The following is a 26,081-nucleotide window of genomic DNA, read 5'->3' as shown; positions in this document are numbered from 1 at the left end:
TGAATGTGCTAGCATGCAGGGCAGAAACTGACTGGCGTATTTTCCCCATACCGGGTTGCGCGCTGCTGGACTGGTACATGATTGTTGAGATAGTCACCGCGCAGGATAAATCGCCAGGCCGCTGGCTGACTGCCGTTACGCTGAGCATACTGGCTTTTCTGCTTACGCTGTTTTGTCTGGAGCTGATTGTGGTCAGCGGTCGTATTTCGCCGCTGTGGTACTCAACGGCGCTGATGACCGGCGTCGTTTTCCGCGCGCCGCTAAAACATATTCCGCTGCTGCTGGCGGGCTGCGTCGCGGGCACCGCGCTGGCAAATCTGCTGGTTATTGGTCCCGCGCTCAGCAATGCTAAATTTGCCCTTCTGAATCTGATACAGGCGCTGCTGGCCGGCGGCATGCTGCGTCTGCTGCTGAACCGCCGCGCGCCGCTGAACGCCCTGCCCGACTGGATCCGCTTTGCGCTCTGCGCCGGCCTGCTGGCTCCTCTGCTGGGCGGGCTGATTGCGATCTGGCTGCTGCAGGTGGATCAGCAGGCGCTGCTTCCCTTCTTCTCCACCTGGGTGATTTCGGAAGTGATCGGCGTGCTGGCGTTTGGTCCGGTGGTACTGCTGTGGCCCGCTAAGCCGCTGCGTGAACTGATCGCGCCGGGCCGCCAGCTGGAGACCCTGCTGACGCTGCTGGTTACCCTGCTCGCCAGCTATCTCTCCCTGCGCTTTCTGCCGTGGCCGTTTACCTTTATCGTGGTGATCCTGTTCTGGTGTGCGGTCCGGCTGCCAAAATTTGAAGCGTTCCTGCTCTGCTTTATTAATGCCAGTTTCATTTCGCTGCTGCTGGCGCTGGACTGGGTCAACCCGGTACAGAGTGGCGCTTCGCCCGGTCTGGTCTCTGCCTGGCTGCCCTTTCTGCTGGTGCTGCTGCCTAGCCATGTCATGGCGCTGATCATGGACGCCTTCCGGCGCGAGAAAAACCATATCACCGAGAGTGAAGCGCGCTTCCGCAATGCGATGGAGTACTCTGCTATCGGTATGGCGCTGGTCGGCACCAACGGAAAGTGGCAGCAGGTGAACCAGTCACTTTGCCGTACGCTGGGTTATCGCGCCTATGAACTGACGCAGCTGACCTTCCAGGAGATCACCCATCCGGACGATCTGCACAGCGATCTGCAGCTGATGGAGCGTCTGCTGGCGGGCGACCTGATGTCCTATACCTTTGAAAAGCGCTATTTTCGCAAAGATGGCGAGATCGTCTGGTCGCGTCTGACCGTCTCTATGGTGCGCGACGCGCAGCAGCAGCCGCTCTATTTTATCGCGCAGATTGTCGATATCTCCGAGCTGCGGCAGAGCGAGCAGCGCAACCGCCAGCTGATGGAGCGCATTACGCTGGCCAATGAAGCGGGCGGCATCGGCGTCTGGGAGTGGAACCTGAAAACCGGGGAGATGCTCTGGGACAAGCGCATGTATGAGTTGTTTGCACTGGATCCGCAGCAGAAACCCACGTATGACCTCTGGCTGCATCTGGTCGATCCTGCCGAGCGCGAAAGCCTGGCGCTGATTGTGCAGCAGGCGATTGAGCGCCGCTCGGCCTTTCATCTTGAGTATCGTCTCAACCTGCCGCACGGCGTACAGTTTATTCGCTCAGAAGCGAACCGTATCCTGAGCCAGGATGGACAGATCGAGCGCATGCTCGGGATCTGCCAGGATATCACCTCACTGCGTACCCTTAATGACGCGCTGTTCCAGGAAAAAGAGCGTATGGCGATCACCCTGGATTCGATTGGCGAAGCGGTGATCAGCACCGACGATGAGATGTGCGTGACCTTTATGAACCCGGTTGCTGAAAGCCTGAGCGGCTGGCCGCAGGAGCAGGCGGCCGGCACGCCCCTTGGCGAGCTGCTGAATATCACGCGCGGCGCTGACGGCCCGCGCATCGACAATCTGCTGCTCTGTACGCTGCCGGATGAAAAAATCTCTCCGGCGCTGGATGAGGGGCTGGTGCTGCATACGCTGGCAGGCGCGCAGATAGAGATCCACTACAGTATTACGCCGCTGAAAACCCTGGCCGGCAGCACCATTGGGGTAGTGATGGTCATTCAGGATGTCAGCGAGTCGCGCCAGATCATGAAGCGTCTGAGCTATAGCGCGTCACACGACATGCTGACGCAGCTGCCTAACCGGCCCAGCTTTGAAGATCGGCTGAAACGGCTGGTGAATGATGCGGCCGTCACCGGCACGCCGCATGTGCTGGTGTTTATCGACCTGGATAAATTTAAAGCGGTCAACGATACCGCCGGCCATGCGGCGGGGGACGCGCTGCTGCGCGAGCTGGCGGTGCTGATGCAGCAGCAGCTGCGCAGCAGCGATATGCTGGCGCGCCTCGGCGGCGATGAGTTTGGCATCCTGCTGCCGCACTGCGAGGTCGATCAAATCCGCGATCTGGTGCAGGGCATCGTGAATGTCGTCAATAACTATACATTTTACTGGAAAACGCATCCTTACCAGGTGGGTGCCAGCGCCGGCATCACGCAGATTGATGCGCGCAACTGCCTCAGCAATGTGGTGATGTCGCAGGCCGATGTCGCCTGCTACAGCGCCAAACATGCCGGGCGCGGTCAGTATCAGGTTTATCAGGATGCGGAGAGATGAAGCACTGCATATTGCCAGCATGACCAGCCTGCGCTAAAGTCGCCCCCTTTTTTTCTGGCATGGGGCATAAGATGTATATCGGTTTTGACTACGGCACAGCGAACTGCGCTATTGCAGTAAGCGATAACGGCACGCCGCGGATGCTGGCGCTGGAAAATGACCAGCCGCTGCTGCCCTCGATGATCTGCGCCCCGGTGCGCGAGGCGATCAGCGAATGGCTGCATCGCCACCATCAGGTGCCCACGCCCGCGAGCGAAAACACCGCCCTGCTGCAGCGCGCGCTGCGCTACAACCGCGAAGAAGATATCGAGATAACCCCTGGCAGCGTGCAGTTTGGCCTGACCGCGCTGCAGCAATATATGACGGAGCCGGAAGATGTCTGGTTCGTCAAATCACCGAAATCCTTTTTGGGCGCCTCTGGCCTGAAGCCGCAGCAGATCGCATTTTTTGAAGATCTGGTGTGCGCCATGATGCTACATATCCGCCAGCAGGGTGAAGCGCAGCTCGGGCAGCAGATCAACCAGGCGGTTATCGGTCGCCCGGTCAACTTTCAGGGGCTGGGCGGTGACGATGCCAACCAGCAGGCGCAGGGGATCCTGCTGCGTGCGGCACAGCGCGCCGGCTTTCGTGACGTTGAGTTTCAGTTTGAGCCGGTGGCCGCCGGGCTGGACTTTGAAGCCACGCTGGACAAAGAGACGCGCGTGCTTGTGGTCGATATCGGCGGCGGCACCACCGACTGCTCCATGCTGCTGATGGGGCCGGAGTGGCGCCAGAAAGCTGACCGCCACGCCAGCCTGCTGGGGCACAGCGGCTGCCGCGTCGGCGGCAACGATCTCGATATCATGCTGGCGTTTAAAACGCTGATGCCGCTGCTGGGTCTGGGCGGCAGCACCCGCAAGGGCACGGCGCTCCCCGCCCTGCCGTGGTGGAACGCTGTCGCAATTAACGACGTTCCGGCACAGAGCGAGTTCTACTCCGCCGCCTGCGGTAAGCTGCTGCAGGATCTGGTGCGCGATGCAGAAGAGGGAAACCGCGTGGCGCATCTGCTCAAAGTATGGCAGCAGAAGCTAAGCTACCGGCTTGTACGCGCGGCTGAAGAGAGCAAAATTGCGCTCTCAGCGCAGGCGGAAACGGATGCGTCGCTGGCGTTTATTGCGCAGTCGCTGCAGGCGGAGATCAGCGCGACGCAGCTGGAAGAGGCGATCAGCCAGCCGCTGGAGCGGATGCTGGAGCAGGTACAGCTGGCGCTGACCACCAGCGAGACCCGACCGGACGTGATCTATCTTACTGGCGGCAGCGCACGCTCGCCGCTGCTGCGTGCGGCGCTGCAGCAGGCGCTGCCTGATACCCCGATTGCCGGCGGCGACGACTTTGGTTCGGTGACCGCCGGACTGGCGCGCTGGGCAGAGGTGATGTTCCGCTAGCGGATCGTAACAGGAGGCGCAGCCTGCGCCTCCTCCCTGCCCGTCAGAAGTTGATATTGGCTGAGATGCCGCCGACAAAGGCATCTTTTACCTCTCCGACCGCGCCCGGCGCCACGACATACTGCAGGTTAGGCCGCAGCTGCAGCCACTTCGCCAGCTGCGCATTGTAGTAAATCTCATAGTTGTATTCCGATCCCGCCTGCAGCGGCAGATAAGCCGGGCTGTCAAAGCGCGTTTCACCACTGGCTGCGTTCTGCTGGCGCAGGGCGCGGCTGTAGGCGCTGTTAACGTGAATACGCGCGGCACCAATACCGATTTCATCCTGCGGACGCGCATCAAGCGGCCCCTTCCAGGTAAAACTGATGGACTGATAATTATCGGTTTTCGACGTCTTACGATCGTTCATGACCGCCTGCACCGTTACCCCCAGTCCGCGGCTGGCGTCTCCGCCCTGCGCGGTCAGCTGCTGATGCAGCAGCAGGTAGCCGCCATAAGCGTGCTCCTGACGCTGATAGCCCCCATCCCGCCAGCTGCCGTAATTATCCCCGTTTACGGATGAGTAGTAATAGCCGAGTCGATAGTTGCCCGGCAGCCCCGCTGCGCCCAGGGTCGGTTTCCAGCCCAGCTCGACCGGCACCAGATTGCCTTCTGAATGACGGGTATCCAGGCGGAAACCGTCGCCGCGATCGTAGTTGGCGCGATTCTGGTTATAAAAGCCGACCTGGAAGAAGAGTTCGGGCGTGATATTCGCTTTCAGGCGTCCGCCCCACTGTGAAACCGGCCAGTTAAACCAGCGGTCGCCGCGCCAGTTGCCTGCCTGACCGCTGCCAAAGGCAAGGTTCTGAAACCTGCTGTCGAGGCTGTCAAAATCTTCACCCACGGTGACCCGTCCGGCCTTGAGATTAACCCGGTTGTCAAACAGCCCTTTGCTCAGCCAGAACTGTGTCAGACGCCACGTCTGGCCGCGGCCATAGACCTCCTGCACGGAGGAGAGCATGCCGGTGCGGCGATCGGCTACCTGATCGGAGATGTTACGCCCGTCGCGATTAGTGACGGTGACCTGGAACTGCGCATCCTGCCAGTCGAGCAGCTTTTGCAGATCGAGATTCGCGCCAAACGCCCACTGATCGCTGTAGCGCATTGAGGTGTGGCTGTCTGCTCCGCCGCCAAGATTGGCGGCGCTCTCCATGGTGTAATTTACGTCAAACTTCACGCCGGCACTCTCCAGCTGCGTGCGGCTGCCGTTCCAGTCACCCAGCATCCAGGGCGAATCGTAGCTGAACGCATCTGCCGCGACGGCGGCAGAACTGAACATAGCCAGCATCAGCGTGCCCGCAGCCAGCTGCGGCAGCGGGTGCAAAGCAAAAATTTTTTTCATCGTTGTTATCTTCTGCAAAGTTATAAGGAAAACCGCGCAGAGGATAGTGCCGGGCAGCAGCAGGGTTTTGCAATTTCGTGTGGATTTACGCCTGCTCAGTCAGTGGATTAGCGCATTTGTGATGAATATCTAAGATTTAAACATTCAAAGTGTGACAGTGACTATTGATTGCCCTGTATCAATATACGGGGTGCCGCAGCACCCCGGGCGGGATCAGAGGTGGCTGGCGCGCGCCAGCTCCTCAATTTCCTGTTTGCTCAGCTCCAGCTGGGTGGCTTTTACCAGTTCATCCAGCTGCGCCAGCGATGTTGCGCTGACAATCGGCGCGGTAATGCTGGGACGCGCAATCTGCCACGCCAGCGCCACCTGCGTGGCTGACGCATCGTGCGAGGCAGCGATATCCTCCAGCGCCTCAATAATGCGGCTGCCGCGCTCATTGAGATATTTTTCCACTATCGCCTGACCGCGCGGGCTTTTACCCGCATCCTGCGGCTTTTTATATTTGCCGCTGAGAAAGCCGCTCGCCAGCGAGTAGTAGTTGATCACGCCAAGACCGTTTTTCACCGCCACCTGCTCCAGGCCGTTCTCATACCCTTCGCGATCGTAAAGGTTATATTCCGGCTGCAGCGTTTCATAGCGCGCCAGCCCCTCTTTGCTGCTGACATCCAGCGCCTCCTGCAGACGCGCTGCGGAGTAATTTGAGGCGCCGATAGCGCGTACCTTGCCCTCTTTGATCAGGGAATCAAACGCTTTCAGGGTATCTGCCAGCGGCGTCTGCTCATCATCGCGATGCGCCTGATAGAGATCGATCACGTCCGTCTGCAGCCGGCGCAGGGAATCCTCTATCGCCTGGCGGATATACGCAGGCTTCAGCCCGGTTTTTTCCGGCGACAGCTCCATGCCGACTTTAGTCGCCAGCACGATGCGATCGCGTTTGCCGCTCTGCTTTAACCATTTGCCGATGATCGCTTCCGATTCACCTCCCTGATTGCCCGGCACCCAGCGGGAATAGACATCCGCGGTATCAATAAAAAACAGGCCATTTTCGACCAGCGCATCCAGCAGTGAAAAGGAGGTCTTCTCATCGACTGTCCAGCCAAAAACGTTACCACCAAAAGTCAGGCGCGGAACGGTAATACCGCTGTCGCCCAGCTGACGGGTTGCAGGTTGTTTCATTGCGCTCTCCCTGGTTAAACGAGATAGGTTTGTCTTTAAGCGTAGCAAATGAAAAAGTCGCACCGGGGTCTATTCATGCCAGAATAGTGTCAGAACCGGGAAATCCTTTACGCCGCGCTGAGCAGATATTCTTAATTCCTTCAATTTTCGCCTGGCGCAGGCGGCTACACTTATTTTCGTTTGCGCTGTCCGGATGTCGGGCAAGCGTATCAGGAAAGCGACATGGCTGGAGAGCACGCAGAGTAATGAAGAGTCGAACCAAAACAGGTCTGTTAATTCTTATCGCGCTGGCGGTAGCGGCTGGCGGTTATTACGCCTGGCACTTGCGCGCCACGCCAGCACAGCCGGCGCAGGCTAAAGAGAAGCGCGGTGGAGCAAACCGGCCAGCCGCGCCGGTACAGGCGGCAACGGCTGAACTGCAAAGCGTGCCCTACTATCTGAACGGCCTCGGCACCGTCACCGCTGCAAATACGGTTACGGTGCGCAGCCGCGTTGAGGGGCAGCTGATGGCGCTGCATTTTACGGAAGGCGAGCAGGTGGCTGCCGGCACGCTGCTGGCTGAGATCGACCCGCGCCCGTATCAGGTTGCTCTCACGCAGGCGCAGGGCCAGCTGGCCCGGGATCAGGCCACGCTGGCGAATGCCCGCCGCGATCTCAGCCGCTATGAGAAGCTGTCGAAAACGTCCCTGGTATCGCAGCAGGATCTCGACACCCAGCGCGCGCTGGTGAGCGAAACGCTGGGCACCATTAAAGCGGATGAGGGCAACGTTGCGAGCGCGCAGCTGAATCTGACCTACAGCCGCATCACCGCGCCGATTGCCGGACGTATCGGGTTACGCAAGGTCGACATCGGCAACTACATTACCACCGGCGACACCGATGGCCTGGTCGTGATCACCCAGACGCATCCGATTGATGTGGTATTCAGCGTGGCTGAGAGCTATATCAGCCAGATCCTGAAAGCGCAGAAAAGCGGTCAGCCGCTGGTGGTGGAGGCCTGGGATCGCAGCAACACCACGCTGCTGACGCAGGGCACGCTGCTGAGCCTGGACAACCAGATCGATACCACTACCGGCACCATTAAGCTGAAAGCACGCTTCAGCAATGAAGATGACACCCTGTTTCCCAACCAGTTTGTTAACGCACGTCTGAAAGCAGATACGCTGCAGAACGCCGTGACTATTCCGGCCGCCGCGCTGCAGATGAGCAATGAGGGCCACTTTGTCTGGGTAGTTAACAGCGAAAACAAGGTCAGCAAGAAACGCGTCACCGCCGGACTGCAGGATAGCCAGAAAGTGGTGATCAGTGCCGGACTGGAGGCGGGCGAGCGGGTCATCACCGACGGCATCGATCGCCTCACTGACGGCGCAACGGTTGACGTCGTGGCGCCACAGAGTACGGCAACAGAGACCACGCGTGCCGCGCAGCCAGCCCGGGGAGAGCGTCAATAATGCAGGTACTGCCTCCTGACGCTGGCGGCGGTCCGTCACGTCAGTTCATTTTACGCCCGGTCGCCACCACGCTGCTGATGATTGCGATTCTGCTGGCTGGCCTGCTGGGCTACCGCTTTCTGCCGGTCTCCGCCCTGCCGGAAGTGGACTACCCCACTATTCAGGTTGTCACGCTCTATCCCGGAGCCAGTCCGGATGTGGTCACCTCGTCGATTACCGCACCGCTGGAACGCCAGTTTGGCCAGATGTCCGGGCTGAAACAGATGGCATCGCAAAGTTCCGGCGGCGCCTCGGTGATCACGCTGCAGTTTCAGCTGTCGCTGGCGCTGGATGTGGCGGAGCAGGAGGTTCAGGCGGCGATAAACTCCGCCACTAACCTGCTGCCTGGCGATCTGCCTAATCCGCCCGCCTACAGCAAAGTCAACCCGGCCGATCCGCCTATCATGACGCTGGCGGTCACCACGACCAGCCTGCCGCTGACGCAGGTGCAGGATATGGTGGAAACGCGCGTGGCGCAGAAGATTGCGCAGGTCTCCGGCGTAGGCCTGGTTACCCTTTCCGGCGGACAGCGTCCGGCGGTGCGGGTCAAAATGAATGCGCAGGCGCTGGCAGCGTTAGGACTGACCAGCGAAGATGTGCGCACGGCTATCAGCAACGCCAACGTCAACTCAGCGAAAGGCAGCCTTGATGGCCCGGCGCGATCTATCACGCTGTCAGCAAACGATCAGATGACATCGGCTGAGGATTACCGTCGCCTGATTATCAGCTACAGCAACGGCGCGCCGGTGCGACTGGGCGACGTTGCGACCATCGAATCGGGCGCAGAGAACAGCTGGCTGGGCGCCTGGGCTAACCGCCAGCAGGCGATTGTGCTGAACGTCCAGCGTCAGCCCGGCGCCAATATTATCAACACCGCTGATAATATCCGGGCGCTGCTGCCATCGCTTACCGCCACGCTGCCCAAATCGGTCGACATGAAACTGCTGACCGATCGCACGACCAATATTCGCGCCTCGGTATCTGATACGCAGCATGAGCTGATGCTGGCCATGGCGCTCGTGGTCATGATCATCTACCTGTTTCTGCGCAACGTACCGGCTACGATCATTCCTGCCGTGGCGGTACCGCTTTCGCTGATTGGTACGTTTGCGGCCATCTATTTTATGGGCTTCTCGATCAACAACCTCACGCTGATGGCGCTGACTATCGCCACCGGCTTTGTGGTGGATGACGCCATTGTAGTGATCGAGAATATTTCACGCTATATCGAGAAAGGCGAGAAGCCGCTCACCGCCGCGCTGAAAGGGGCGGGAGAGATCGGTTTTACCATTATCTCGCTCACCTTTTCGCTGATTGCGGTGCTGATCCCGCTGCTGTTTATGGGCGATGTGATTGGCCGGCTGTTTCGTGAGTTCGCCGTCACGCTGGCTATCGCCATTCTGATCTCAGCCGTGGTGTCGCTGACGCTGACGCCGATGATGTGCGCGCGCATGCTGAGCGCGGAGTCGCTGCGCCGGCAGAACCGCTTCTCACGCGCCAGCGAGGCGCTGTTTGAGCGGGTCATTGCCGGTTACGGACGTGGACTGACGCGCGTGCTGCAGCATCCGTGGCTGACGCTCAGCGTGGCGATCGGCACGCTGCTGATGACGGTGCTGCTGTGGGTGGCGATCCCGAAAGGCTTCTTCCCGCAGCAGGATAACGGCATTATTCAGGGCACCCTGCAGGCGCCGCAGTCGGTCTCTTACGCCAGCATGGCGCAGCGCACGCGCGATGTTGCCTCAGCGGTGATGAAGGATCCGGCGGTTGAAAGCCTGACCTCTTTTGTCGGGGTAGATGGCACCAATCCTGCGCTTAACAGCGCCCGGCTGCAGATCAACCTCAAGCCGCTGGATGAGCGCGACGACCGCATTCCGGTGGTGCAGGCGCGGCTGCAGCAGGCGGTGGCGCAGATCCCGGGCGTCTCGCTCTGGCTGCAGCCGGTGCAGGATCTCACCATTGAGACGCAGAGCAGCCGTACCCCCTATCAGTTTACGCTGCAGTCTGGCTCGCTTGACGCCCTGAGCAGCTGGGTCCCGGCGCTGATCGGCCAGCTGGAAAAGGCACCGCAGCTGCGCAACGTCAGCAGCGACTGGCAGGATCAGGGGCTGGAAGCGTATGTGCGCGTCGACCGCGACAGCGCCAGCCGGCTCGGGATCACCATGGCTGACGTCGATAATGCGCTGTATAACGCGTTTGGTCAGCGGCTGATCTCAACGATTTACACGCAGGCAAACCAGTATCGCGTGGTGCTGGAGCAGCATAATGCGCAGACGCCGGGACTGGCGAGCCTGGAGGGGATCCGGCTTAAAAGCAGCGACGGCGGCAGCGTACCGCTCAGCGCTATCGCCAGCACAGAGGAGCGGCATACCGCTCTCAGTATTAATCATCTCGATCAGTTCCCGTCCGCAACCTTCTCTTTTGACGTGGCCGATGGCTATTCACTTGAGGAAGCGCTGCAGGCCATCACCGCCGCAGAAGGGGCGCTGGGTATGCCGGCGGATATCGTCACGCAGTTCCAGGGCAGTACGCTGGCGTTTGAAGCCGCGCTGAGCAGCACCGTCTGGCTGATTGTGGCGGCCGTGGTCGCAATGTATATCGTTCTTGGCGTGCTGTATGAGAGTTTTATTCATCCGATTACCATTCTCTCTACCCTGCCCACCGCGGGCGTCGGCGCGCTGCTGGCGCTGATGCTGAGCGGTAACGAACTCGATATCATCGCCATTATCGGCATCATTCTGCTGATCGGTATTGTAAAGAAAAACGCCATTATGATGATTGACTTTGCGCTGGCGGCGGAGCGTGAACAGGGCATGGCGCCGCGTGACGCTATCTATCAGGCCTGCCTGCTGCGCTTTCGCCCGATCCTGATGACCACGCTGGCGGCGCTGCTGGGCGCGCTGCCGCTGATGCTCAGCACCGGCGTCGGCGCTGAGCTGCGCCATCCGCTCGGCATCGCCATGGTGGGCGGCCTGATCCTCAGCCAGATCCTGACGCTGTTTACCACGCCGGTCATCTATCTGCTGTTTGATCGCCTGGCGCACGCTACCCGCAGGCGCTTCGGTCGTCCGGAGGCGCAGTCGTGAAGTTTTTTGCCCTCTTCATTCACCGCCCGGTCGCCACCATCCTGCTGACGCTGGCGATTGCGCTGGCGGGGATGCTTGGTTTTCGTCTGCTACCGGTCGCCCCGCTACCGCAGCTCGACTTTCCGGTGATTATGATTTCGGCCTCGCTGCCGGGTGCCTCACCGGAAACCATGGCCGCCTCGGTGGCCACGCCGCTGGAGCGCTCGCTGGGGCGCATTGCCGGCGTCAGTGAAATGACCTCGACGAACTCACTGGGCAGCACGCGCATCATTCTGGTGTTTGATTTTGACCGCGATATTAACGGTGCCGCGCGCGATGTGCAGGCCGCGATTAATGCGGCGCAGAGCCTGCTGCCGTCGGGCATGCCGAGCCGGCCTTCTTATCGAAAAGCGAACCCCTCGGATGCGCCGATTATGATCCTGACGGTGACCTCGGACGACTATAATCCGGGTCAGCTCTATGATTACGCTTCGACGCAGCTGGCGCAAAAACTGTCGCAGATTGAGGGCGTCGGCGACGTCACGGTAGGCGGCAGTTCGCTGCCCGCCGTGCGCGTCGATCTCAATCCGCAGGCGCTGTTTAATCAGGGCGTGTCGCTGGATGCGGTACGCAGCGCCATCAGCAACGCTAACCAGCGGCGACCGCAGGGCGCAATCGACGATCGCCAGCAGCGCTGGCAGCTGCGTACCAATGATGAACTGCAGAGCGCCAGCGCCTATCAGCCGCTGGTGGTGCACTATAACAACGGTGCGGCGGTTCGCCTGAGCGATGTCGCCAGCGTGCAGGATTCGGTGCAGGATGTGCGTAACGCCGGGATGACCAACGGCAAGCCGGCGGTGCTGCTGGTGATCCGTAAGTCGCCGGACGCCAATATCATCGATACCGTGGATCGCATTCGCGCTGAGCTGCCGGTGCTGCACGATTTCATTCCGGCGGCGATCGATCTGCAGATTGCCCAGGATCGCTCACCGACTATCCGCGCTTCGCTGCATGAAGTCGAGCAGTCGCTGGTGATTGCCGTGGTGCTGGTGATTCTGGTGGTGTTTCTGTTCCTGCGCGACGGCCGGGCCACGCTCATTCCTGCTGCGGCGGTGCCGGTCTCACTGATTGGCACCTTTGCTGCCATGTATCTGTGCGGCTTCAGTCTTAACAACCTGTCGCTGATGGCGCTAACCATCGCCACCGGGTTTGTGGTGGATGACGCGATTGTGGTGCTGGAGAATATTGCCCGCCACGTTGAGGCTGGCATGAAGCCGCTGCAGGCGGCGCTGACCGGCGTCCGCGAAGTGGGCTTTACCGTGCTGTCGATGAGCCTGTCGCTGATTGCGGTGTTTCTGCCGCTGCTGATGATTGGCGGCATTATCGGACGCTTCTTTTCGGAATTTGCCATTACGCTGTCAGTGGCGATCCTGATCTCGCTGTTTATCTCCGTCACGCTGACGCCGATGATGTGCGCGTATCTGCTGAAGCCGCAACCGGCACAGCCTGCCGCGCCCGGGCTGTTCAGCCGGCTGCTGCAGCGGACGCAGGATGGCTATGCCCGCTCGCTGCGCTGGGTGTTACGCCACGCCATCTGGGTACTGCTGCTGCTGGGCGGCACGGTAGCGATGACCGTCTGGCTGTTTATTACGATACCCAAAACCTTTATGCCGGAACAGGATACCGGTCGCCTGAGCGGTTTTCTGTCTGCCGATCAGAGCATCTCGTTTCAGGCGATGCGCGGCAAGCTGGAAGATTTTATGAATATCATCAAAATGGATCCGGCGGTGGATAATGTCACCGGCTTTACCGGCGGCCTCGGCACCAACAGCGGCCTGATGTTTGTGGCGCTGAAGCCTCTCTCTGAGCGCAGCGAAAGCGCCCAGCAGGTGATCGCCCGCCTGCGCACCAAACTGGCTAAGGAGCCGGGGGCCAGCCTCTATCTCAACGCCGTACAGGATATTCGCGTCGGCGGACGGGAGTCGAACGCCAGCTATCAGTACAGCCTGCTGTCGGATAACCTTGCCGATTTGCGTGAGTGGGAACCCAAAATCCGTAAGGCCTTCTCTGCCCTGCCGCAGCTCACTGACGTTAACTCCGACCAGCAGGATAAAGGCAGCGAAATGGCTATTACATACGATCGTGAAAGCATGGCGCGCCTCGGCATAGACGTTTCAGCCGCCAACGATCTGCTGAACAACGCCTTTGGCCAGCGTCAGATCTCAACCATTTATCAGCCGCTGAATCAGTACAAAGTGGTGATGGAGGTGGATCCGCGCTATACCCAGGATATCAGCGCGCTCGACCAGATGTTTGTGGTCAGCAGCGACGGCAAAGCGATTCCGCTGAGCGGTTTTGCCCACTGGCAGCCCGCTAACGCACCGCTCTCCGTCAACCATGAGGGGCTTTCTGCAGCGACAACCATTTCGTTTAATTTGCCGGAAGGCGTCTCTCTGTCGCAGGCCTCCGCGGCGATCGATCGCGCCATGACGGTGCTGGGGGTGCCCTCCAGCGTGCGCGGCAGCTTTGCCGGTACCGCGCAGGTGTTTCAGCAGTCGCAGTCCAGCCAGCTCTGGCTGATGCTGGCAGCCATCGCAGCGGTCTATATCGTGCTGGGCATTCTGTATGAGAGCTATGTGCATCCGCTCACGATTCTGTCGACGCTGCCGTCGGCCGGAACCGGCGCGCTGCTGGCGCTTAAACTGTTTGATACGCCGTTCAGCCTGATTGCGCTGATTGGCATTTTGCTGCTGATAGGGATTGTGAAAAAGAACGCCATCATGATGGTCGACTTTGCGCTGGAGGCGGAACGACAGCAGCAGCTGAGCCCGCGCGAGGCGATTTTCCAGGCGTGTCAGCTGCGTTTTCGCCCGATTCTGATGACCACGCTGGCCGCGCTGTTTGGCGCCCTGCCGCTGGTGCTGACCAGCGGCGACGGTGCTGAACTGCGGCAGCCGCTGGGCATCACCATCGCCGGCGGCCTGGTGGTAAGCCAGCTGCTGACGCTCTACACCACGCCGGTGGTCTATCTGCTGATGGATAAATTACGCCGCCGCAAAGCCGTCACAGAGCCAGCAACCACCCGAATTTCGTAGGGGGCGCATTAATGCGCCCCGGGAAAACAACGCACACGAAACCCGGGCGCCATTAATGGCGCCCCTACAGGGGGACGTGCCTTCTGGTTTCCGTAGGGGGCGCATTTATGCGCCCCTGGGCAATCAACACGTACGAAACCAGGGCACCATTAATGGCGCCCCTGCGGGGACAATTGCTGCATTAATGCACCCCGGGGTAAACAAACGCGCCTTATGCTGGAGGAGAGAAGATGAACAAACCTGCCACCACGGTACGCTGGCAGCTGTGGATTGTGGCGTTTGGCTTTTTTATGCAAACGCTGGATACCACCATTGTCAATACCGCGCTGCCTTCTATGGCGCGCGATCTCGGCGTCAGCCCGCTGCATATGCATTCCGTTATCGTCTCTTACGTTCTGACGGTTGCGGTGATGCTGCCGCTGAGCGGCTGGCTGGCTGACCGTTTTGGCGTGCGTAACATCTTTTTCAGCGCGATTGTGCTGTTCAGCGTCGGATCGCTGTTCTGCGCGCTGGCTGCCACGCTTAACCAGCTGGTAGTGGCGCGCGTGGTTCAGGGTATCGGTGGCGCAATGATGGTGCCGGTGGGCCGCTTAACGGTCATGAAAATTGTGCCGCGTGAGCAATATATGTCCGCCATGACCTTTGTTACCCTGCCGGGCCAGATTGGCCCGCTGCTCGGTCCGGCCCTCGGCGGCGTGCTGGTTGAGTACGCCAGCTGGCACTGGATTTTCCTTATCAATATTCCGGTCGGCATTATTGGCGCTGTCGCCACGCTGATGCTGATGCCGAACTACACCATGCAGACGCGCCGGTTTGATTTTGCCGGTTTTCTGCTGCTGGCGGCCGGCATGGCGGCGCTGACGCTGGCGCTGGATGGCGGCGGCAATGGCGCGCTGCTGCCCGGCTTCCTGATTCTGGCGGGCGTGCTGTCGCTGCTGTTTTATCTGATGCACGGCCGCCATAATGACAACGCGCTGTTCAGCCTGCGCCTGTTTGATAACCGCCTCTATTCGATTGGTCTGCTGGGCAGCTTTACCGGGCGCATCGGCAGCGGCATGCTGCCGTTTATGACGCCGGTATTTCTGCAGGTAGGTCTGGGTTTTACGCCGTTTCACGCCGGGTTAATGATGATCCCGATGGTGCTGGGAAATATGGGCATCAAGCGGGTGGTGGTGCGCATTGTTAACCTGTTTGGCTATCGCCGCGTACTGGTGGGAAGCACGCTCGCGCTGGCGCTGGTCGTGGCGCTGTTTGCCGTGGTCGCGCTGGCTGGCTGGATCTGGCTCCTGCCGCTGGTATTACTGCTGCTCGGCATGGTCAATGCCCTGCGTTTTTCCGCTATGAATACCCTGACGCTGAAAGATCTGCCGGACGATCTCGCCTCTGGCGGCAACAGCTTACTGTCGATGATTATGCAATTGTCGATGAGTATCGGCGTCACGCTGGCGGGTCTGCTGCTCGGCGCTTTTGGCCAGCAGGCTGCCGCGGGCAGCGACATGGCGCAGCAGACGTTTGCCTGGACCTGGCTCTGCATGGTGGTCGTCATCGCCCTGCCGGCGCTGGTGTTCTGGCGGGTACCGGAAGCACTCAGTAAAAATGTTGATCTCAGAACCAGGAGTAAAAAGTGATGGCGCGTTTCCGGCCCGGCATTGGCGCCAAACTCTTTATGGCGATTTTTGGCACCTGCATGCTGGTCATCATCACGATGCACTGGGGAGTACGGCTCAGCTTTGAGCATGGCTTTGTTGACTACATCAAAAAAGGCAACGAACAGCGGCTGACACTGCTGAGTGATGCGCTGGCAGATCAGTATGAGCAGCACGGCAGCTGGGATTTTCTGCGCCAGAACGATCGGCTGATCTTCACCATTCTGCGCTCGCTGGAGCAGAACCCAGGCAGCCACAATCCGCTGCCGCCGCACGGCTGGCGCACGCAGTTCTGGATCATCGATCAGCAATATAAGGTGCTGTCAGGCCCGCGCGCCCCGATTCCGCCAAAAGGGCCGCGGCGTAACATCACCACCAGCAGCGGTAAAATTGTCGGCTGGGTAATTGCCTCTCCGGCGGAAAACCTGACGCGCAGCACCGACATCAATTTTGACCGGCAGCAGCGCCAGACCAACTGGATGATCGTCACACTCTCCACTCTGCTGGCGGCGCTGGTCACCTGGCTGCTGGCACGCGGCCTGCTGGCGCCGGTTAAACGGCTGGTAGAGGGCACCCATCAGCTGGCTGCGGGAAAATTTGCTACCCGGGTTGAGGTGGATAGCGGTGATGAAATCGGTCAGCTGGCGCGCGACTTTAATCAGCTGGCGCAGTCGCTGGAGAAAAATGAGAGTAATCGCCGCGCGTTCATGGCGGATATCTCCCATGAGCTGCGCACGCCGCTGGCGATCCTGCGTGGTGAGCTGGAAGCGATTCAGGATGGCGTCCGGCAGGTCACGCCCGAGGCGATAAGTTCGCTGCAGAGTGAAGTGGTGGTACTGACCAAGCTGGTGGATGACCTGCATCAGCTTTCGCTCTCCGATGCAGGCGCCCTCGCCTATCGTAAACAGCCGCTGGATCTGGTTAACCTGCTGGAGGTGATCGCCGGCAGCTTTGCCGGACGCTATCGCACGCACCAGCTGACGCTGCAGCTGCAGCTGCCTGCTGAAGCCAGCAGCTTTGGCGATCCTGACCGCCTGATGCAGCTGTTTACGAATCTGCTGGAAAACAGCCTGCGCTATACCCATCCCGGCGGCGAGGTCCGCATCACCATGCGGCAGCAGGAGAATCAGTGGCTGCTCTGTATTGATGACAGCGCGCCCGGCGTAGCGGCGACGCAGCGGGCGCAGCTGTTTGAGCGCTTTTTCCGTGCGGAAAACTCCCGCAATCGCGCCAGCGGAGGGTCCGGCCTGGGACTGGCTATCTGTAAAAATATCGTCGAGGCGCACGGCGGCACGATTTCTGCGGAGCACTCTGATTTAGGTGGCGTGCAAATCAGGCTAAACTTGCCCTATGTTCCCCAGTAGAAAGCCCGTATGAGCCCGGAAAATAGCGATCCACTAATTCTTGTTGTTGAAGATGAACCCAAACTGGCGCAGCTGATGATCGATTATCTGCAGGCGTCAAACTACCGCACGCACCATATTGCCAATGGCGGCGAGGTACAGGCCTGGCTGCAGCACACTACGCCAGCGCTGATGCTGCTCGATCTGATGCTGCCAGGCTGCGACGGCATGACGCTGTGCCGCGAGATACGCCGCCACTCCGATCTGCCGATTATTATGGTCACCGCCCGTACCGAAGAGATTGATCGCCTGCTGGGGCTGGAAACCGGCGCGGATGACTATATCTGTAAGCCATTCAGCCCGCGCGAAGTGGTGGCGCGGGTGAAAACCATTCTGCGCCGCGCGCGTAAATCGCCGGAAGAGACGCAGCAGGCGTCGCTGCTGCTGATTGATGAGGGCCGCTTTCAGGCCAGCTGGCGTACTGCGCCGCTGGAGCTGACGCCGGCGGAGTTCCGCCTGCTGAAAACATTGTCGCTGGAGCCAGGCAAAGTCTTTTCCCGCGAGCAGCTGCTCAATCAGCTTTATGATGATTACCGCGTGGTAACTGACCGTACCATAGACAGCCATATCAAGAATCTGCGCCGCAAGCTTGAGGCGCTGGATGCCGATCAGCCGTTTATTCGTGCGGTATATGGCATCGGCTATCGCTGGGAAGCGGATATGTGCCGGCTGGCATAGCCTGTTATTGATCCCGATCAATTTACTTCACTCCGCACCCTGCCTACAATTTCCGCCTCTTTTGCAGAGCCGCACGCCGCGGCTTCTGCTATGGCCATCCGCGATGGTCAGCTGACCTGACATCAGTGAGTCTTCCATGTTTAAACCTGAACTGCTCTCCCCGGCGGGAACGCTGAAAAATATGCGCTACGCCTTTGCCTACGGCGCTGACGCCGTTTATGCCGGCCAGCCGCGCTATAGTCTGCGCGTCCGCAATAATGAATTTACGCATGACAATCTGGCGCAGGGGATCGCCGAAGCGCACGCGCTGGGTAAAAAATTCTATGTGGTGGTTAATATCGCGCCGCATAACGCCAAACTGAAAACCTTTATTCGCGACCTCACACCGGTGGTGGCGATGCAGCCCGACGCGCTGATCATGTCCGATCCGGGACTGATTATGCTGGTGCGCGAGGCGTTTCCGGCGATGCCGATCCACCTTTCCGTGCAGGCCAACGCCGTCAACTGGGCCACGGTGAAATTCTGGCAGCAGATGGGGCTGACGCGCGTCATTCTGTCACGCGAGCTGTCGCTGGAGGAGATTGCGGAGATCCGCACGCAGGTGCCGGAGATGGAGCTGGAGATTTTTGTCCACGGCGCGCTCTGCATGGCCTACTCCGGTCGCTGCCTGCTCTCCGGCTATCTCAACAAGCGCGATCCAAACCAGGGCACCTGTACCAACGCCTGCCGCTGGTCGTATAAGGTCTCAGAAGGCCAGCAGGATGAGGTCGGCAATATTACCGGTATCCATCAACCGGCAGAGCAGCAGGCTCCCGTGCCCGGCCACAACGCGCCAACCGACCGGTTGTTTCTGCTGGAAGAGAAGACGAAACCGGGCGAGGTGATGAGCGCGTTTGAAGATGAGCACGGTACCTACATCATGAACTCAAAAGATTTGCGTGCGGTGGCGCATGTGGAACGGCTGAGCGCAATGGGCATTCATTCGCTGAAAATTGAAGGGCGTACCAAATCTTTCTACTACTGCGCGCGCACCGCACAGGTCTATCGCCGCGCGATTGACGACGCCGCAGCGGGTAAACCTTTTGATACCTCACTGCTCGCCACGCTGGAAGGTCTGGCGCATCGTGGCTATACCGAGGGTTTCCTGCGGCGTCACACCCACGACAGCTACCAGAACTATGAGCAGGGCTTTTCCGTTTCTGAACGTCAGCAGTTTGTGGGCGAATTTACCGGCGAGCGGCGCGGCGACCGGGCGCAGATTGCGGTGAAAAACAAATTCCTGCAGGGCGATGTGGCAGAGATCATGACGCCGCAGGGCAACCTGACCTGCACGCTGGAGGCGATGGAAAACGATCGCGGCGAGGCGGTCACCGTCGCTCCTGGCGACGGTCATCGGGTCTGGATCCCGGTGCCGGCAGAGGTGGATCTCCGCTTTGCGCTGCTGCTGCGCAACCTCACTGAAGGCAATACCACCAGCGATCCGCACGGCAAAAATCGCACAAAATGAAAAAAAGGCGGCGAAGTTAGAACAGGATCACAGACGGTCACAGCGCCGCGCTTTAGAATCCCGCCTGCTGCTAATGAGTAACAATATCCAGCGTGCACGACCAGGAACCACCTCATTTACCCGCCCGGCTCCCCCGCGCGGGTTTTCTTTTTTCAGCGCCTGCCGATAAAGTTCCCGCCGCAGCTATGCTATAACCACATCCCTGTCTCACGTTTCAAGGAACTGAAGATGCACACTACACCGCTCACGCTGCTGATCCTGAATGGAAAAGGCGCCGGCAATGAAGATCTGCGCGCGGCCGTTAATACGCTGCGCGAAGAGGGCTTTAATCTGGCCGTGCGCGTCACCTGGGAAAAAGGTGATGGCGATCGCTATGTACAGGAAGCGGTTGCTCTGCAGGCGGAAACCGTTGTTGCAGGCGGCGGCGACGGCACCATAAATGAGATTGCCACCGCGCTGGCCGCTATACCCGAGGCCTCACGTCCGGTACTCGGCATTCTGCCGCTCGGCACCGCCAACGATTTTGCCACCAGCGTGGGCATTCCGGCGGAGATGGAGCCGGCGCTGCGCCTTGCCGTGGTGGGTAAAGCCACCGCTATCGATCTGGCGCGGGTGAATGGCGACCGCTACTTTATCAATATGGCGACCGGCGGCTTTGGTACGCGTATTACCACCGAAACGCCGGAGAAACTGAAATCCGCGCTGGGTGGCGTCTCCTACTTTATTCACGGCCTGATGCGCGTGGATGCGCTCAAACCTGACAGCTGTGAAATCAGCGGGCCTGGCTTCAGCTGGCAGGGTGATGCGCTGGTTATCGGTATCGGTAACGGTCGTCAGGCGGGTGGCGGGCAGCGCCTCTGCCCCGATGCGCTGATCAACGATGGTCAGCTTAACCTCAGCATTGTTACCGCGCAGGAGCTGCTGCCAACGCTGCTGCATTCGCTGACGCGCGATGATGAGAACCCCAATATTGTGTCGGCTCAGCTCGACTCGCTGACTATTCGTTCGCCGCATGAGATGACGTTTAATCTGGACGGTGAGCCGCTGAGCGGCAGCGAGTTTACTATCGACGTGCTGCCAGGCGCGCTCAGCTGTCGCCTGCCGCCACAGTGCGCGCTGCTGGCCTGACGCCGCACGCATCGCCGGGTGCGCATTGATGCGCACCCGGTGGTTTGCCGGGCAAAACGGCTTAACCTTCCGCGTTACACCTTCATCCAGCGCCGCTCAGCTGCCGAAACTGCGATGGCTTCCAGCACTTTCTGTACCTGTAACCCTTCGGCAAAGTCTGGCCACATGCGATCGCCTGCCGCAATGCCGTTGATCAGATCGCGGATCTCCACGGTTTTCTGATCGTTAAACCCGATACCGTGCCCGGCGGAGACGCAGAAGCTGGCGTAGTCGGGATGCGCCGGTCCGGTGAGCAGCGTTTTAAAGCCCTGCCGTCCGGCTGGTTCGTCGTGGATATAGAGCGCCAGCTCGGCCATACGCTCCTGGGTATAGCGCAGCGTACCCCGGGTGCCGGTGACCACATAGGTCAGCCCCATCTTGCTGCCACAGGCAATACGTGAAGTCTCAATCACGCCGTGCGCGCCATTGCTGAAGCGCAGCAGCGCGCTGGCCTGATCCTCATTCTCGACCGGCAGCAGACGCGCAGGATTTTTAGGGTCGGGGCGCTGCGCGATTACCGTCATCATGTCGCCACTGACCTCCTCAATGTCGCCCACCAGATAGTGCGCCATATTGACGATGTGCGCGGCCAGATCGCCGAGTGCGCCCAGCCCTGCCAGTTTTTTCTGACAGTGCCAGTCCAGCGGCGTCTGCGGGCTGGCGAGGTAATCTTCATTATGCGTGCCGTAAAAGTGCACCACTTCACCAATCTCGCCGCGCGCGATGATCTCCCGCGCCAGCTGGCTGGTCGGATTTTTCATGTAATTAAAACCCACCAGCGTTTTTACACCCGCCCGCTCTGCCGCCTGCACCATCTCCTCTGCATCCGCCACGCTCAGCGACAGCGGCTTTTCCGAGTAGACATGTTTGCCGTGGCGGATCGCCTCCAGCGCCATCTCTTTATGCAGGAAGTTGGGCGCGCAGATATCGACAACGTCGATCTGCGGATCGCTGACCAGCTCGCGCCAGTCGCCGGTGGAGCGGGCGAAGCCAAACGTGGCCGCCTGCTTTGCCGCCAGTGCCGGATCGACTTCAGCCAGCATCTCCCGCACGATCTCACCTTTCAGGGCAAACACCGTGGGCGCCTGCGCATAGGCGATAGCGTGACACCGCCCGATATATCCGCTGCCGATCATTCCTATTCTGACTCTGTTCATGCTACACCCGTGAAAAGTGGAGGAGGTTTCGCGGAATATATGTTTCATTTTTTGGCGCCACAATGGCGAAATGAAATATCTGTGATCATTGATGTGGAGCACACGACAAAATCAACAAATCCCGCTGTAATTTTGCAGTACTTTGGTGATATTCCTCACATTAAGTCAGGCAGTGGCGGTTTATTCAGCAGTCAGTAAAAATTTTGCAAAAGGGCTTTGACACGCAGCAGGCTGCCCGATATTATGCGCCCCGTTCCACACAATTCCTCTGTAGTTCAGTCGGTAGAACGGCGGACTGTTAATCCGTATGTCACTGGTTCGAGTCCAGTCAGAGGAGCCAGATTCTTAAAAAAAGCAGCCTGTAAGGCTGCTTTTTTTATGCCTGCGTGTTATCCGCCCTACCACCAGTGATGAAAGTGGTGCACCGGCCCGATGCCCTTTCCTGCCTCCAGCGAATCGGCCTGCAGCAGCGCCTGCTGCAGCCAGCCTTTTGCCGCCGTCACCGTATCAGCCCAGCTCTCATGACGCGGCCGCAGCGCTGCCAGCGCCGCCGAGAGGGTACAGCCGGTGCCGTGAGTATGGCGCGTCGCTACGCGCGGGGCCGTAAAGCGGAAACGTCCGCTGCGGGTAATCAGCCAGTCCGGGCTTTCCGCATCCTCCAGATGTCCCCCTTTCATCAGCACCGCGGCACAGCCGAGATCGAGCAGCCCCTCCCCCTGCTGCTGCATGGTGCGCTCATCGCGGGCAGGTGTTGTTTCCAGCAGCGCCGCGGCTTCCGGCAGATTAGGCGTGATCAGCGAAGCCTGCGGCAGCAGCCGCTCACGCATCGCCGCCACCGCCTCTGGCGCCAGCAGCGCATCGCCGCTTTTGGCAATCATTACCGTATCCAGCACTACAAACGGCAGCCGCGCGCGCGCCAGTTTCTCTGCCACCACCTCTACAATAGCGCTCTCTGCCAGCATGCCGATTTTTGCCGTATCGATACGAATATCGCTCAGCACCGAATCCAGCTGGGCGGCGACAAACGCCGGTGAAATGTAACAGACCGACTGTACGCCACAGGTGTTTTGCGCCACCAGCGCGGTAATAACGCTGGTGCCGTAGGCGCTGAGCGCAGAAAAGGTTTTGAGATCGGCCTGAATACCCGCGCCGCCGCTGGGATCGGTGCCGGCAATGGTCAGGGCATTTATACGGGGCAAGCCGCGCGGTAAAACAGAGGAAGGGTGGGTCATCATAGCGCTCCTGTCAGGCGTACAGGAAGGCGAATGCGCGCAGGCATCTGACTTCCCTACGCTGGCATTATCCAGATCAGGTAATACGGGTATTTCTCAGCCTTCACAAAGAAGGGCACCCCGAGTCATGGTGTCTGTTACGACACACCGGCAGCTTAGGGGAAGCGATCGCACGAAGCAAGCCGCAGAGAGCAGAAAGCTTGATCTGCGCGGTAGCAGAAGCAGACAGACCGCTGGAGTGACCGGTTTATTGATACAGCGCAAGCCGCGACAACGCGGCAGCATGCTTAATCTGCTGCCGGATCACCCTGCCGGATATCACCATGCTTAACCTGCTGCGCCATCTTATTCCGCACGCTCACCGCTGGCATCAGATTACCATCAGCCGCCACGGCGTCCTGAATCCTGCCGGACGTTACTGTCAGGCTACCTTTATCACCGCGCGCTGTCGCAGCTGTGGTGTGCAGCTGCATAAGCTCTACTACCGCGACCTCAGCGATAGCGAAGCGCGCCGCTGGCTCGGCTGATTTAGCGCAAAAAAAAGCCCCGCAGCAAGGTGCGGGGCGCGGGCCGGACAGCGAGATTTACTGTGCTGGCTGGGTGCGGATCAGATAATCAAAAGCGCTGAGTGACGCTTTAGCGCCCTCGCCGCTGGCGATGATAATCTGCTTATACGGCACCGTGGTGCAGTCGCCGGCGGCAAATACGCCTTTCAGGCTGGTTTCGCACTTCGCATCGATAATCACTTCACCCATGCGGTTGCGCTCTACCGCGCCTTCAAGGAAGCCGGTATTAGGCAGCAGACCAATCTGAACAAAGATGCCGCTCAGCGCCAGCTCGTGCGTAGTCTGGGTGGTGCGATCCAGATACGCCAGCCCGGTGACTTTGCTGCCGTCGCCTTTAACTTCGGTGGTCTGGGCGTTAAGGATCACGTCGACGTTTTTCAGGCTGCGCAGTTTATCCTGCAGCACTTTGTCAGCGCGCATTTCGCCGGCAAACTCCAGCAGCGTAACGTGCTCAACAATACCGGCCAGATCGATGGCCGCTTCCACGCCGGAGTTACCGCCGCCGATAACCGCGGTACGCTTGCCTTTAAACAGCGGGCCGTCGCAGTGCGGGCAATAGGTCACGCCTTTGGTGCGATACTGATCTTCGCCCGGTACGCCCATGTTGCGCCAGCGCGCGCCGGTGGCGATGATGATGCTGCGTGATTTCAGCACCGCGCCGGAAGCGGTTTCAATGGCGTGCAATCCCCCTTCCTGCGCGGCGGGAATCAGTTTAATGGCGCTCTGTGTGTCAATCACATCTACCGCGTAATCATCGACGTGCGCGCGCAGTGAACCCGCCAGCTTCGCCCCTTCTGTTTTTGGTACAGAGATGTAGTTTTCGATATCTACCGTATCCAGTACCTGACCACCAAAACGCTCGCCCATCAGGCCGGTGCGAATACCTTTACGCGCGGAGTAGATAGCCGCTGCGGCGCCTGCCGGACCGCTGCCGATAATCAGGACTTCATAAGCGTCACGCTTATTCAGCTCTTCTGCCGCACGCTTGTCAGCGTTGGTATCAACTTTTCCGACGATTTCAGCCAGGCTCATGCGGCCCTGTCCAAACTCTTTGCCGTTCAGATAGACGGCCGGCACGCCCATGACGTTGCGCTCGGTAATTTCATTCTGGAACACGCCACCATCAATGGCGGTGTGGCTGATACGCGGATTCAGTACCGCCATCAGGTTCAGCGCCTGCACCACATCCGGGCAGTTATGGCAGGAGAGCGAGTAGTAGGTTTCAAAGTGCAGATCGGTATCAAGTGACATCACCTGATCCAGCAGACTCTGCGCCTCTTTAGAGGGGTGTCCACCGGTCTGGAGTAGCGCCAGCACCAGTGACGTAAATTCATGACCCATCGGCGAGCCGGCAAAGCGCGGACCGCTCTGGCTGCCTGGGTTGGTGATCAGAAACGACGGTTTGCGTACCGGACGATCGTTCTCTTCACGGAAGCTGACTTTGTCAGAGAGCGCGGCAATATCTGCTAACAGCGTACGGATCTCAGCAGATTTGGTGCCCTCATCCAGGGTAGCAATCAACTCAACCGGTTTCGTTAGTTTCTCAAGGTAAGCCTTAAGCTGGGTTTTTAAATTGGTGTCGAGCATAGTGAGTTCCTGTGAAGAAAATCGGGTGCCGCAGCACCCGATAAAAAAGAGACCGAATGGCGTCAGGTAACTTAGATTTTACCGACCAGGTCCAGTGACGGAGCCAGCGTGGCGTCGCCCTCTTTCCATTTAGCCGGGCAAACTTCGCCTGGGTGAGAAGCCACGTACTGTGCAGCTTTCACTTTGCGCAGCAGGTCAGAGGCATCGCGGCCAATACCTTCAGCAGTGATTTCGATCGCCTGAATGATGCCTTCCGGGTCAACGATGAACGTACCGCGATCGGCCAGACCTTCTGCCTCACGCATAATTTCAAAGTTGCGGGTCAGCGCGCCGGTTGGATCGCCGATCATGGCATACTGAATCTTACCGATGGTCTCGGAAGAACCGTGCCAGGCTTTGTGGGTAAAGTGCGTGTCAGTAGAAACGGAGTAGATATCTACGCCCAGTTTCTGGAACTCTTCGTAGTGGTCTGCAACGTCACCCAGTTCGGTCGGGCATACGAAGGTGAAGTCAGCCGGGTAGAAGAAGAAAACACTCCATTTACCTTCAACGTCTTTCTCGGTTACGTCGATGAATTCGCCGTTTTTGAACGCTGCGTTTTTGAACGGTTTAATTTTGGTGTTAATGATTGACATAGTGACCTCCGTTAAAAAGATGTGATGCAGGCTACAGTTTTTTCAGGCCAGGTGCTAATACGCAGACGTTATCAATCAGATAAACAAAAGCTATCAATGCAGCGAGACCAGATCCGGTGCGGCTTGCCGCGGCATTCTACACAGAAAAGCGGCGGCGATAACAGGCTTTCTCAGAATGCGGCTAAACTGCTATTTTTTTTACAGGCTGGCACGCATGACCGCGTGCCATAAGCGAT

Annotated in this window: 17 protein-coding genes, 1 tRNA gene and 1 riboswitch; of the genes, 12 read left to right on the top strand and 6 right to left on the bottom strand. The window is 59.3% G+C overall.

Annotation, left to right across the window (positions count from 1 at the left end):
• The first annotated feature begins 77 nt into the window (after nucleotides 1-77).
• Nucleotides 78-2,642 carry a diguanylate cyclase gene (locus FS690_RS01005; protein WP_104085195.1) on the top strand — a complete coding sequence of 855 codons (2,565 nt, stop codon included), beginning with the start codon at nucleotides 78-80 and terminating at the stop codon, nucleotides 2,640-2,642.
• Nucleotides 2,643-2,713: 71 nt separating this feature from the next.
• The gene (gene yegD, locus FS690_RS01000) at nucleotides 2,714-4,066 is read left to right on the top strand and encodes a molecular chaperone (protein WP_104085196.1); all 1,353 of its coding nucleotides are present in this window, start codon (nucleotides 2,714-2,716) and stop codon (nucleotides 4,064-4,066) included.
• 43 nt (nucleotides 4,067-4,109) lie between these two features.
• Here yegD and FS690_RS00995 read toward each other — a convergent pair whose 3' ends face one another.
• The gene (locus FS690_RS00995) at nucleotides 4,110-5,444 is read right to left on the bottom strand and encodes a carbohydrate porin (RefSeq protein WP_145338939.1); all 1,335 of its coding nucleotides are present in this window, start codon (nucleotides 5,442-5,444) and stop codon (nucleotides 4,110-4,112) included.
• 213 nt (nucleotides 5,445-5,657) lie between these two features.
• A complete protein-coding gene (locus FS690_RS00990) occupies nucleotides 5,658-6,620 on the bottom strand; it encodes an aldo/keto reductase (RefSeq protein WP_039385402.1) in 963 nt (320 codons plus the stop codon).
• Nucleotides 6,621-6,865: 245 nt separating this feature from the next.
• Between FS690_RS00990 and FS690_RS00985 the strand changes: the two genes are divergently transcribed.
• The 8 genes from FS690_RS00985 (at nucleotide 6,866) to yegS (ending at nucleotide 20,629) form a co-directional block, all read left to right on the top strand.
• Nucleotides 6,866-8,071: an MdtA/MuxA family multidrug efflux RND transporter periplasmic adaptor subunit gene (locus tag FS690_RS00985; RefSeq protein ID WP_145338938.1), complete on the top strand. Its 1,206-nt coding sequence runs from the start codon at nucleotides 6,866-6,868 to the stop codon at nucleotides 8,069-8,071.
• Complete coding sequence (locus FS690_RS00980) at nucleotides 8,071-11,193, top strand: MdtB/MuxB family multidrug efflux RND transporter permease subunit (protein ID WP_145338937.1); 3,123 nt, start codon at nucleotides 8,071-8,073, stop codon at nucleotides 11,191-11,193. The genes FS690_RS00985 and FS690_RS00980 overlap by 1 nt, the downstream gene beginning before the upstream one ends.
• The gene (gene mdtC / locus FS690_RS00975; protein WP_039385407.1) at nucleotides 11,190-14,267 is read left to right on the top strand and encodes a multidrug efflux RND transporter permease subunit MdtC; all 3,078 of its coding nucleotides are present in this window, start codon (nucleotides 11,190-11,192) and stop codon (nucleotides 14,265-14,267) included. The genes FS690_RS00980 and mdtC overlap by 4 nt, the downstream gene beginning before the upstream one ends.
• A 230-nt stretch (nucleotides 14,268-14,497) precedes the next feature.
• Nucleotides 14,498-15,895 carry a multidrug transporter subunit MdtD gene (gene mdtD, locus FS690_RS00970; protein ID WP_039385408.1) on the top strand — a complete coding sequence of 466 codons (1,398 nt, stop codon included), beginning with the start codon at nucleotides 14,498-14,500 and terminating at the stop codon, nucleotides 15,893-15,895.
• Nucleotides 15,895-17,277 carry a two-component system sensor histidine kinase BaeS gene (gene baeS / locus FS690_RS00965; RefSeq protein WP_104085200.1) on the top strand — a complete coding sequence of 461 codons (1,383 nt, stop codon included), beginning with the start codon at nucleotides 15,895-15,897 and terminating at the stop codon, nucleotides 17,275-17,277. The genes mdtD and baeS overlap by 1 nt, the downstream gene beginning before the upstream one ends.
• A gap of 9 nt (nucleotides 17,278-17,286) precedes the next feature.
• Nucleotides 17,287-17,994: a two-component system response regulator BaeR gene (gene baeR, locus FS690_RS00960; protein ID WP_039385412.1), complete on the top strand. Its 708-nt coding sequence runs from the start codon at nucleotides 17,287-17,289 to the stop codon at nucleotides 17,992-17,994.
• 136 nt (nucleotides 17,995-18,130) lie between these two features.
• On the top strand, nucleotides 18,131-19,501 hold the full coding sequence (gene yegQ / locus FS690_RS00955; protein ID WP_145338936.1) for a tRNA 5-hydroxyuridine modification protein YegQ: 1,371 nt from the start codon (nucleotides 18,131-18,133) through the stop codon (nucleotides 19,499-19,501).
• Between the two features lie 228 nt (nucleotides 19,502-19,729).
• Nucleotides 19,730-20,629, top strand: a complete 900-nt coding sequence (gene yegS / locus FS690_RS00950) for a lipid kinase YegS (RefSeq protein ID WP_094111873.1) — start codon at nucleotides 19,730-19,732, stop codon at nucleotides 20,627-20,629.
• 74 nt (nucleotides 20,630-20,703) lie between these two features.
• Here yegS and FS690_RS00945 read toward each other — a convergent pair whose 3' ends face one another.
• Nucleotides 20,704-21,825 carry a Gfo/Idh/MocA family protein gene (locus FS690_RS00945; RefSeq protein WP_039385417.1) on the bottom strand — a complete coding sequence of 374 codons (1,122 nt, stop codon included), beginning with the start codon at nucleotides 21,823-21,825 and terminating at the stop codon, nucleotides 20,704-20,706.
• Nucleotides 21,826-22,089: 264 nt separating this feature from the next.
• On the opposite strand from FS690_RS00945, the gene FS690_RS00940 reads away from it, so the two are divergent.
• Nucleotides 22,090-22,165: transfer RNA gene (locus tag FS690_RS00940), tRNA-Asn, on the top strand.
• Between the two features lie 58 nt (nucleotides 22,166-22,223).
• Here the strand turns inward: FS690_RS00940 and thiD are convergent.
• Nucleotides 22,224-23,024 carry a bifunctional hydroxymethylpyrimidine kinase/phosphomethylpyrimidine kinase gene (thiD, locus tag FS690_RS00935; RefSeq protein WP_145339315.1) on the bottom strand — a complete coding sequence of 267 codons (801 nt, stop codon included), beginning with the start codon at nucleotides 23,022-23,024 and terminating at the stop codon, nucleotides 22,224-22,226.
• Nucleotides 23,025-23,093: 69 nt separating this feature from the next.
• Nucleotides 23,094-23,190, bottom strand: a riboswitch (TPP riboswitch).
• Between the two features lie 190 nt (nucleotides 23,191-23,380).
• On the opposite strand from thiD, the gene FS690_RS00930 reads away from it, so the two are divergent.
• Entirely contained in the window at nucleotides 23,381-23,584 is a 204-nt protein-coding gene (locus FS690_RS00930) for a hypothetical protein (RefSeq protein WP_104085202.1), read from the top strand.
• 57 nt (nucleotides 23,585-23,641) lie between these two features.
• On the opposite strand, the gene ahpF is transcribed toward FS690_RS00930, so the two are convergent.
• Entirely contained in the window at nucleotides 23,642-25,210 is a 1,569-nt protein-coding gene (gene ahpF / locus FS690_RS00925) for an alkyl hydroperoxide reductase subunit F (protein ID WP_071668018.1), read from the bottom strand.
• A gap of 71 nt (nucleotides 25,211-25,281) precedes the next feature.
• Nucleotides 25,282-25,845: an alkyl hydroperoxide reductase subunit C gene (gene ahpC, locus FS690_RS00920; RefSeq protein WP_039385421.1), complete on the bottom strand. Its 564-nt coding sequence runs from the start codon at nucleotides 25,843-25,845 to the stop codon at nucleotides 25,282-25,284.
• Nucleotides 25,846-26,081 lie beyond the last annotated feature (236 nt).

Origin of the sequence: Pantoea sp. PSNIH1, assembly GCF_007680655.1 — a bacterium.
In the GTDB taxonomy this organism is placed as follows: domain Bacteria; phylum Pseudomonadota; class Gammaproteobacteria; order Enterobacterales; family Enterobacteriaceae; genus Pantoea; species Pantoea eucrina.
The sequence above is the reverse complement of the archived record's forward strand: the minus strand, read 5'-3'. Positions and strand labels throughout refer to the sequence as shown.

Bases quoted from the DNA above. Each gene is read 5' to 3' on its own strand.
- FS690_RS00995 (WP_145338939.1), bottom strand. From the start codon at position 5,444: ATGAAAAAAATTTTTGCTTTGCACCCGCTGCCGCAGCTGGCTGCGGGC.
- mdtD (WP_039385408.1), top strand. From the start codon at position 14,498: ATGAACAAACCTGCCACCACGGTACGCTGGCAGCTGTGGATTGTGGCG.
- FS690_RS00985 (WP_145338938.1), top strand. From the start codon at position 6,866: ATGAAGAGTCGAACCAAAACAGGTCTGTTAATTCTTATCGCGCTGGCG.
- FS690_RS00980 (WP_145338937.1), top strand. From the start codon at position 8,071: ATGCAGGTACTGCCTCCTGACGCTGGCGGCGGTCCGTCACGTCAGTTC.
- ahpC (WP_039385421.1), bottom strand. From the start codon at position 25,845: ATGTCAATCATTAACACCAAAATTAAACCGTTCAAAAACGCAGCGTTC.
- yegS (WP_094111873.1), top strand. From the start codon at position 19,730: ATGCACACTACACCGCTCACGCTGCTGATCCTGAATGGAAAAGGCGCC.
- yegD (WP_104085196.1), top strand. From the start codon at position 2,714: ATGTATATCGGTTTTGACTACGGCACAGCGAACTGCGCTATTGCAGTA.
- baeS (WP_104085200.1), top strand. From the start codon at position 15,895: ATGGCGCGTTTCCGGCCCGGCATTGGCGCCAAACTCTTTATGGCGATT.
- FS690_RS00930 (WP_104085202.1), top strand. From the start codon at position 23,381: ATGCTTAACCTGCTGCGCCATCTTATTCCGCACGCTCACCGCTGGCAT.
- FS690_RS00945 (WP_039385417.1), bottom strand. From the start codon at position 21,825: ATGAACAGAGTCAGAATAGGAATGATCGGCAGCGGATATATCGGGCGG.
- FS690_RS01005 (WP_104085195.1), top strand. From the start codon at position 78: ATGATTGTTGAGATAGTCACCGCGCAGGATAAATCGCCAGGCCGCTGG.
- yegQ (WP_145338936.1), top strand. From the start codon at position 18,131: ATGTTTAAACCTGAACTGCTCTCCCCGGCGGGAACGCTGAAAAATATG.
- baeR (WP_039385412.1), top strand. From the start codon at position 17,287: ATGAGCCCGGAAAATAGCGATCCACTAATTCTTGTTGTTGAAGATGAA.
- ahpF (WP_071668018.1), bottom strand. From the start codon at position 25,210: ATGCTCGACACCAATTTAAAAACCCAGCTTAAGGCTTACCTTGAGAAA.
- FS690_RS00990 (WP_039385402.1), bottom strand. From the start codon at position 6,620: ATGAAACAACCTGCAACCCGTCAGCTGGGCGACAGCGGTATTACCGTT.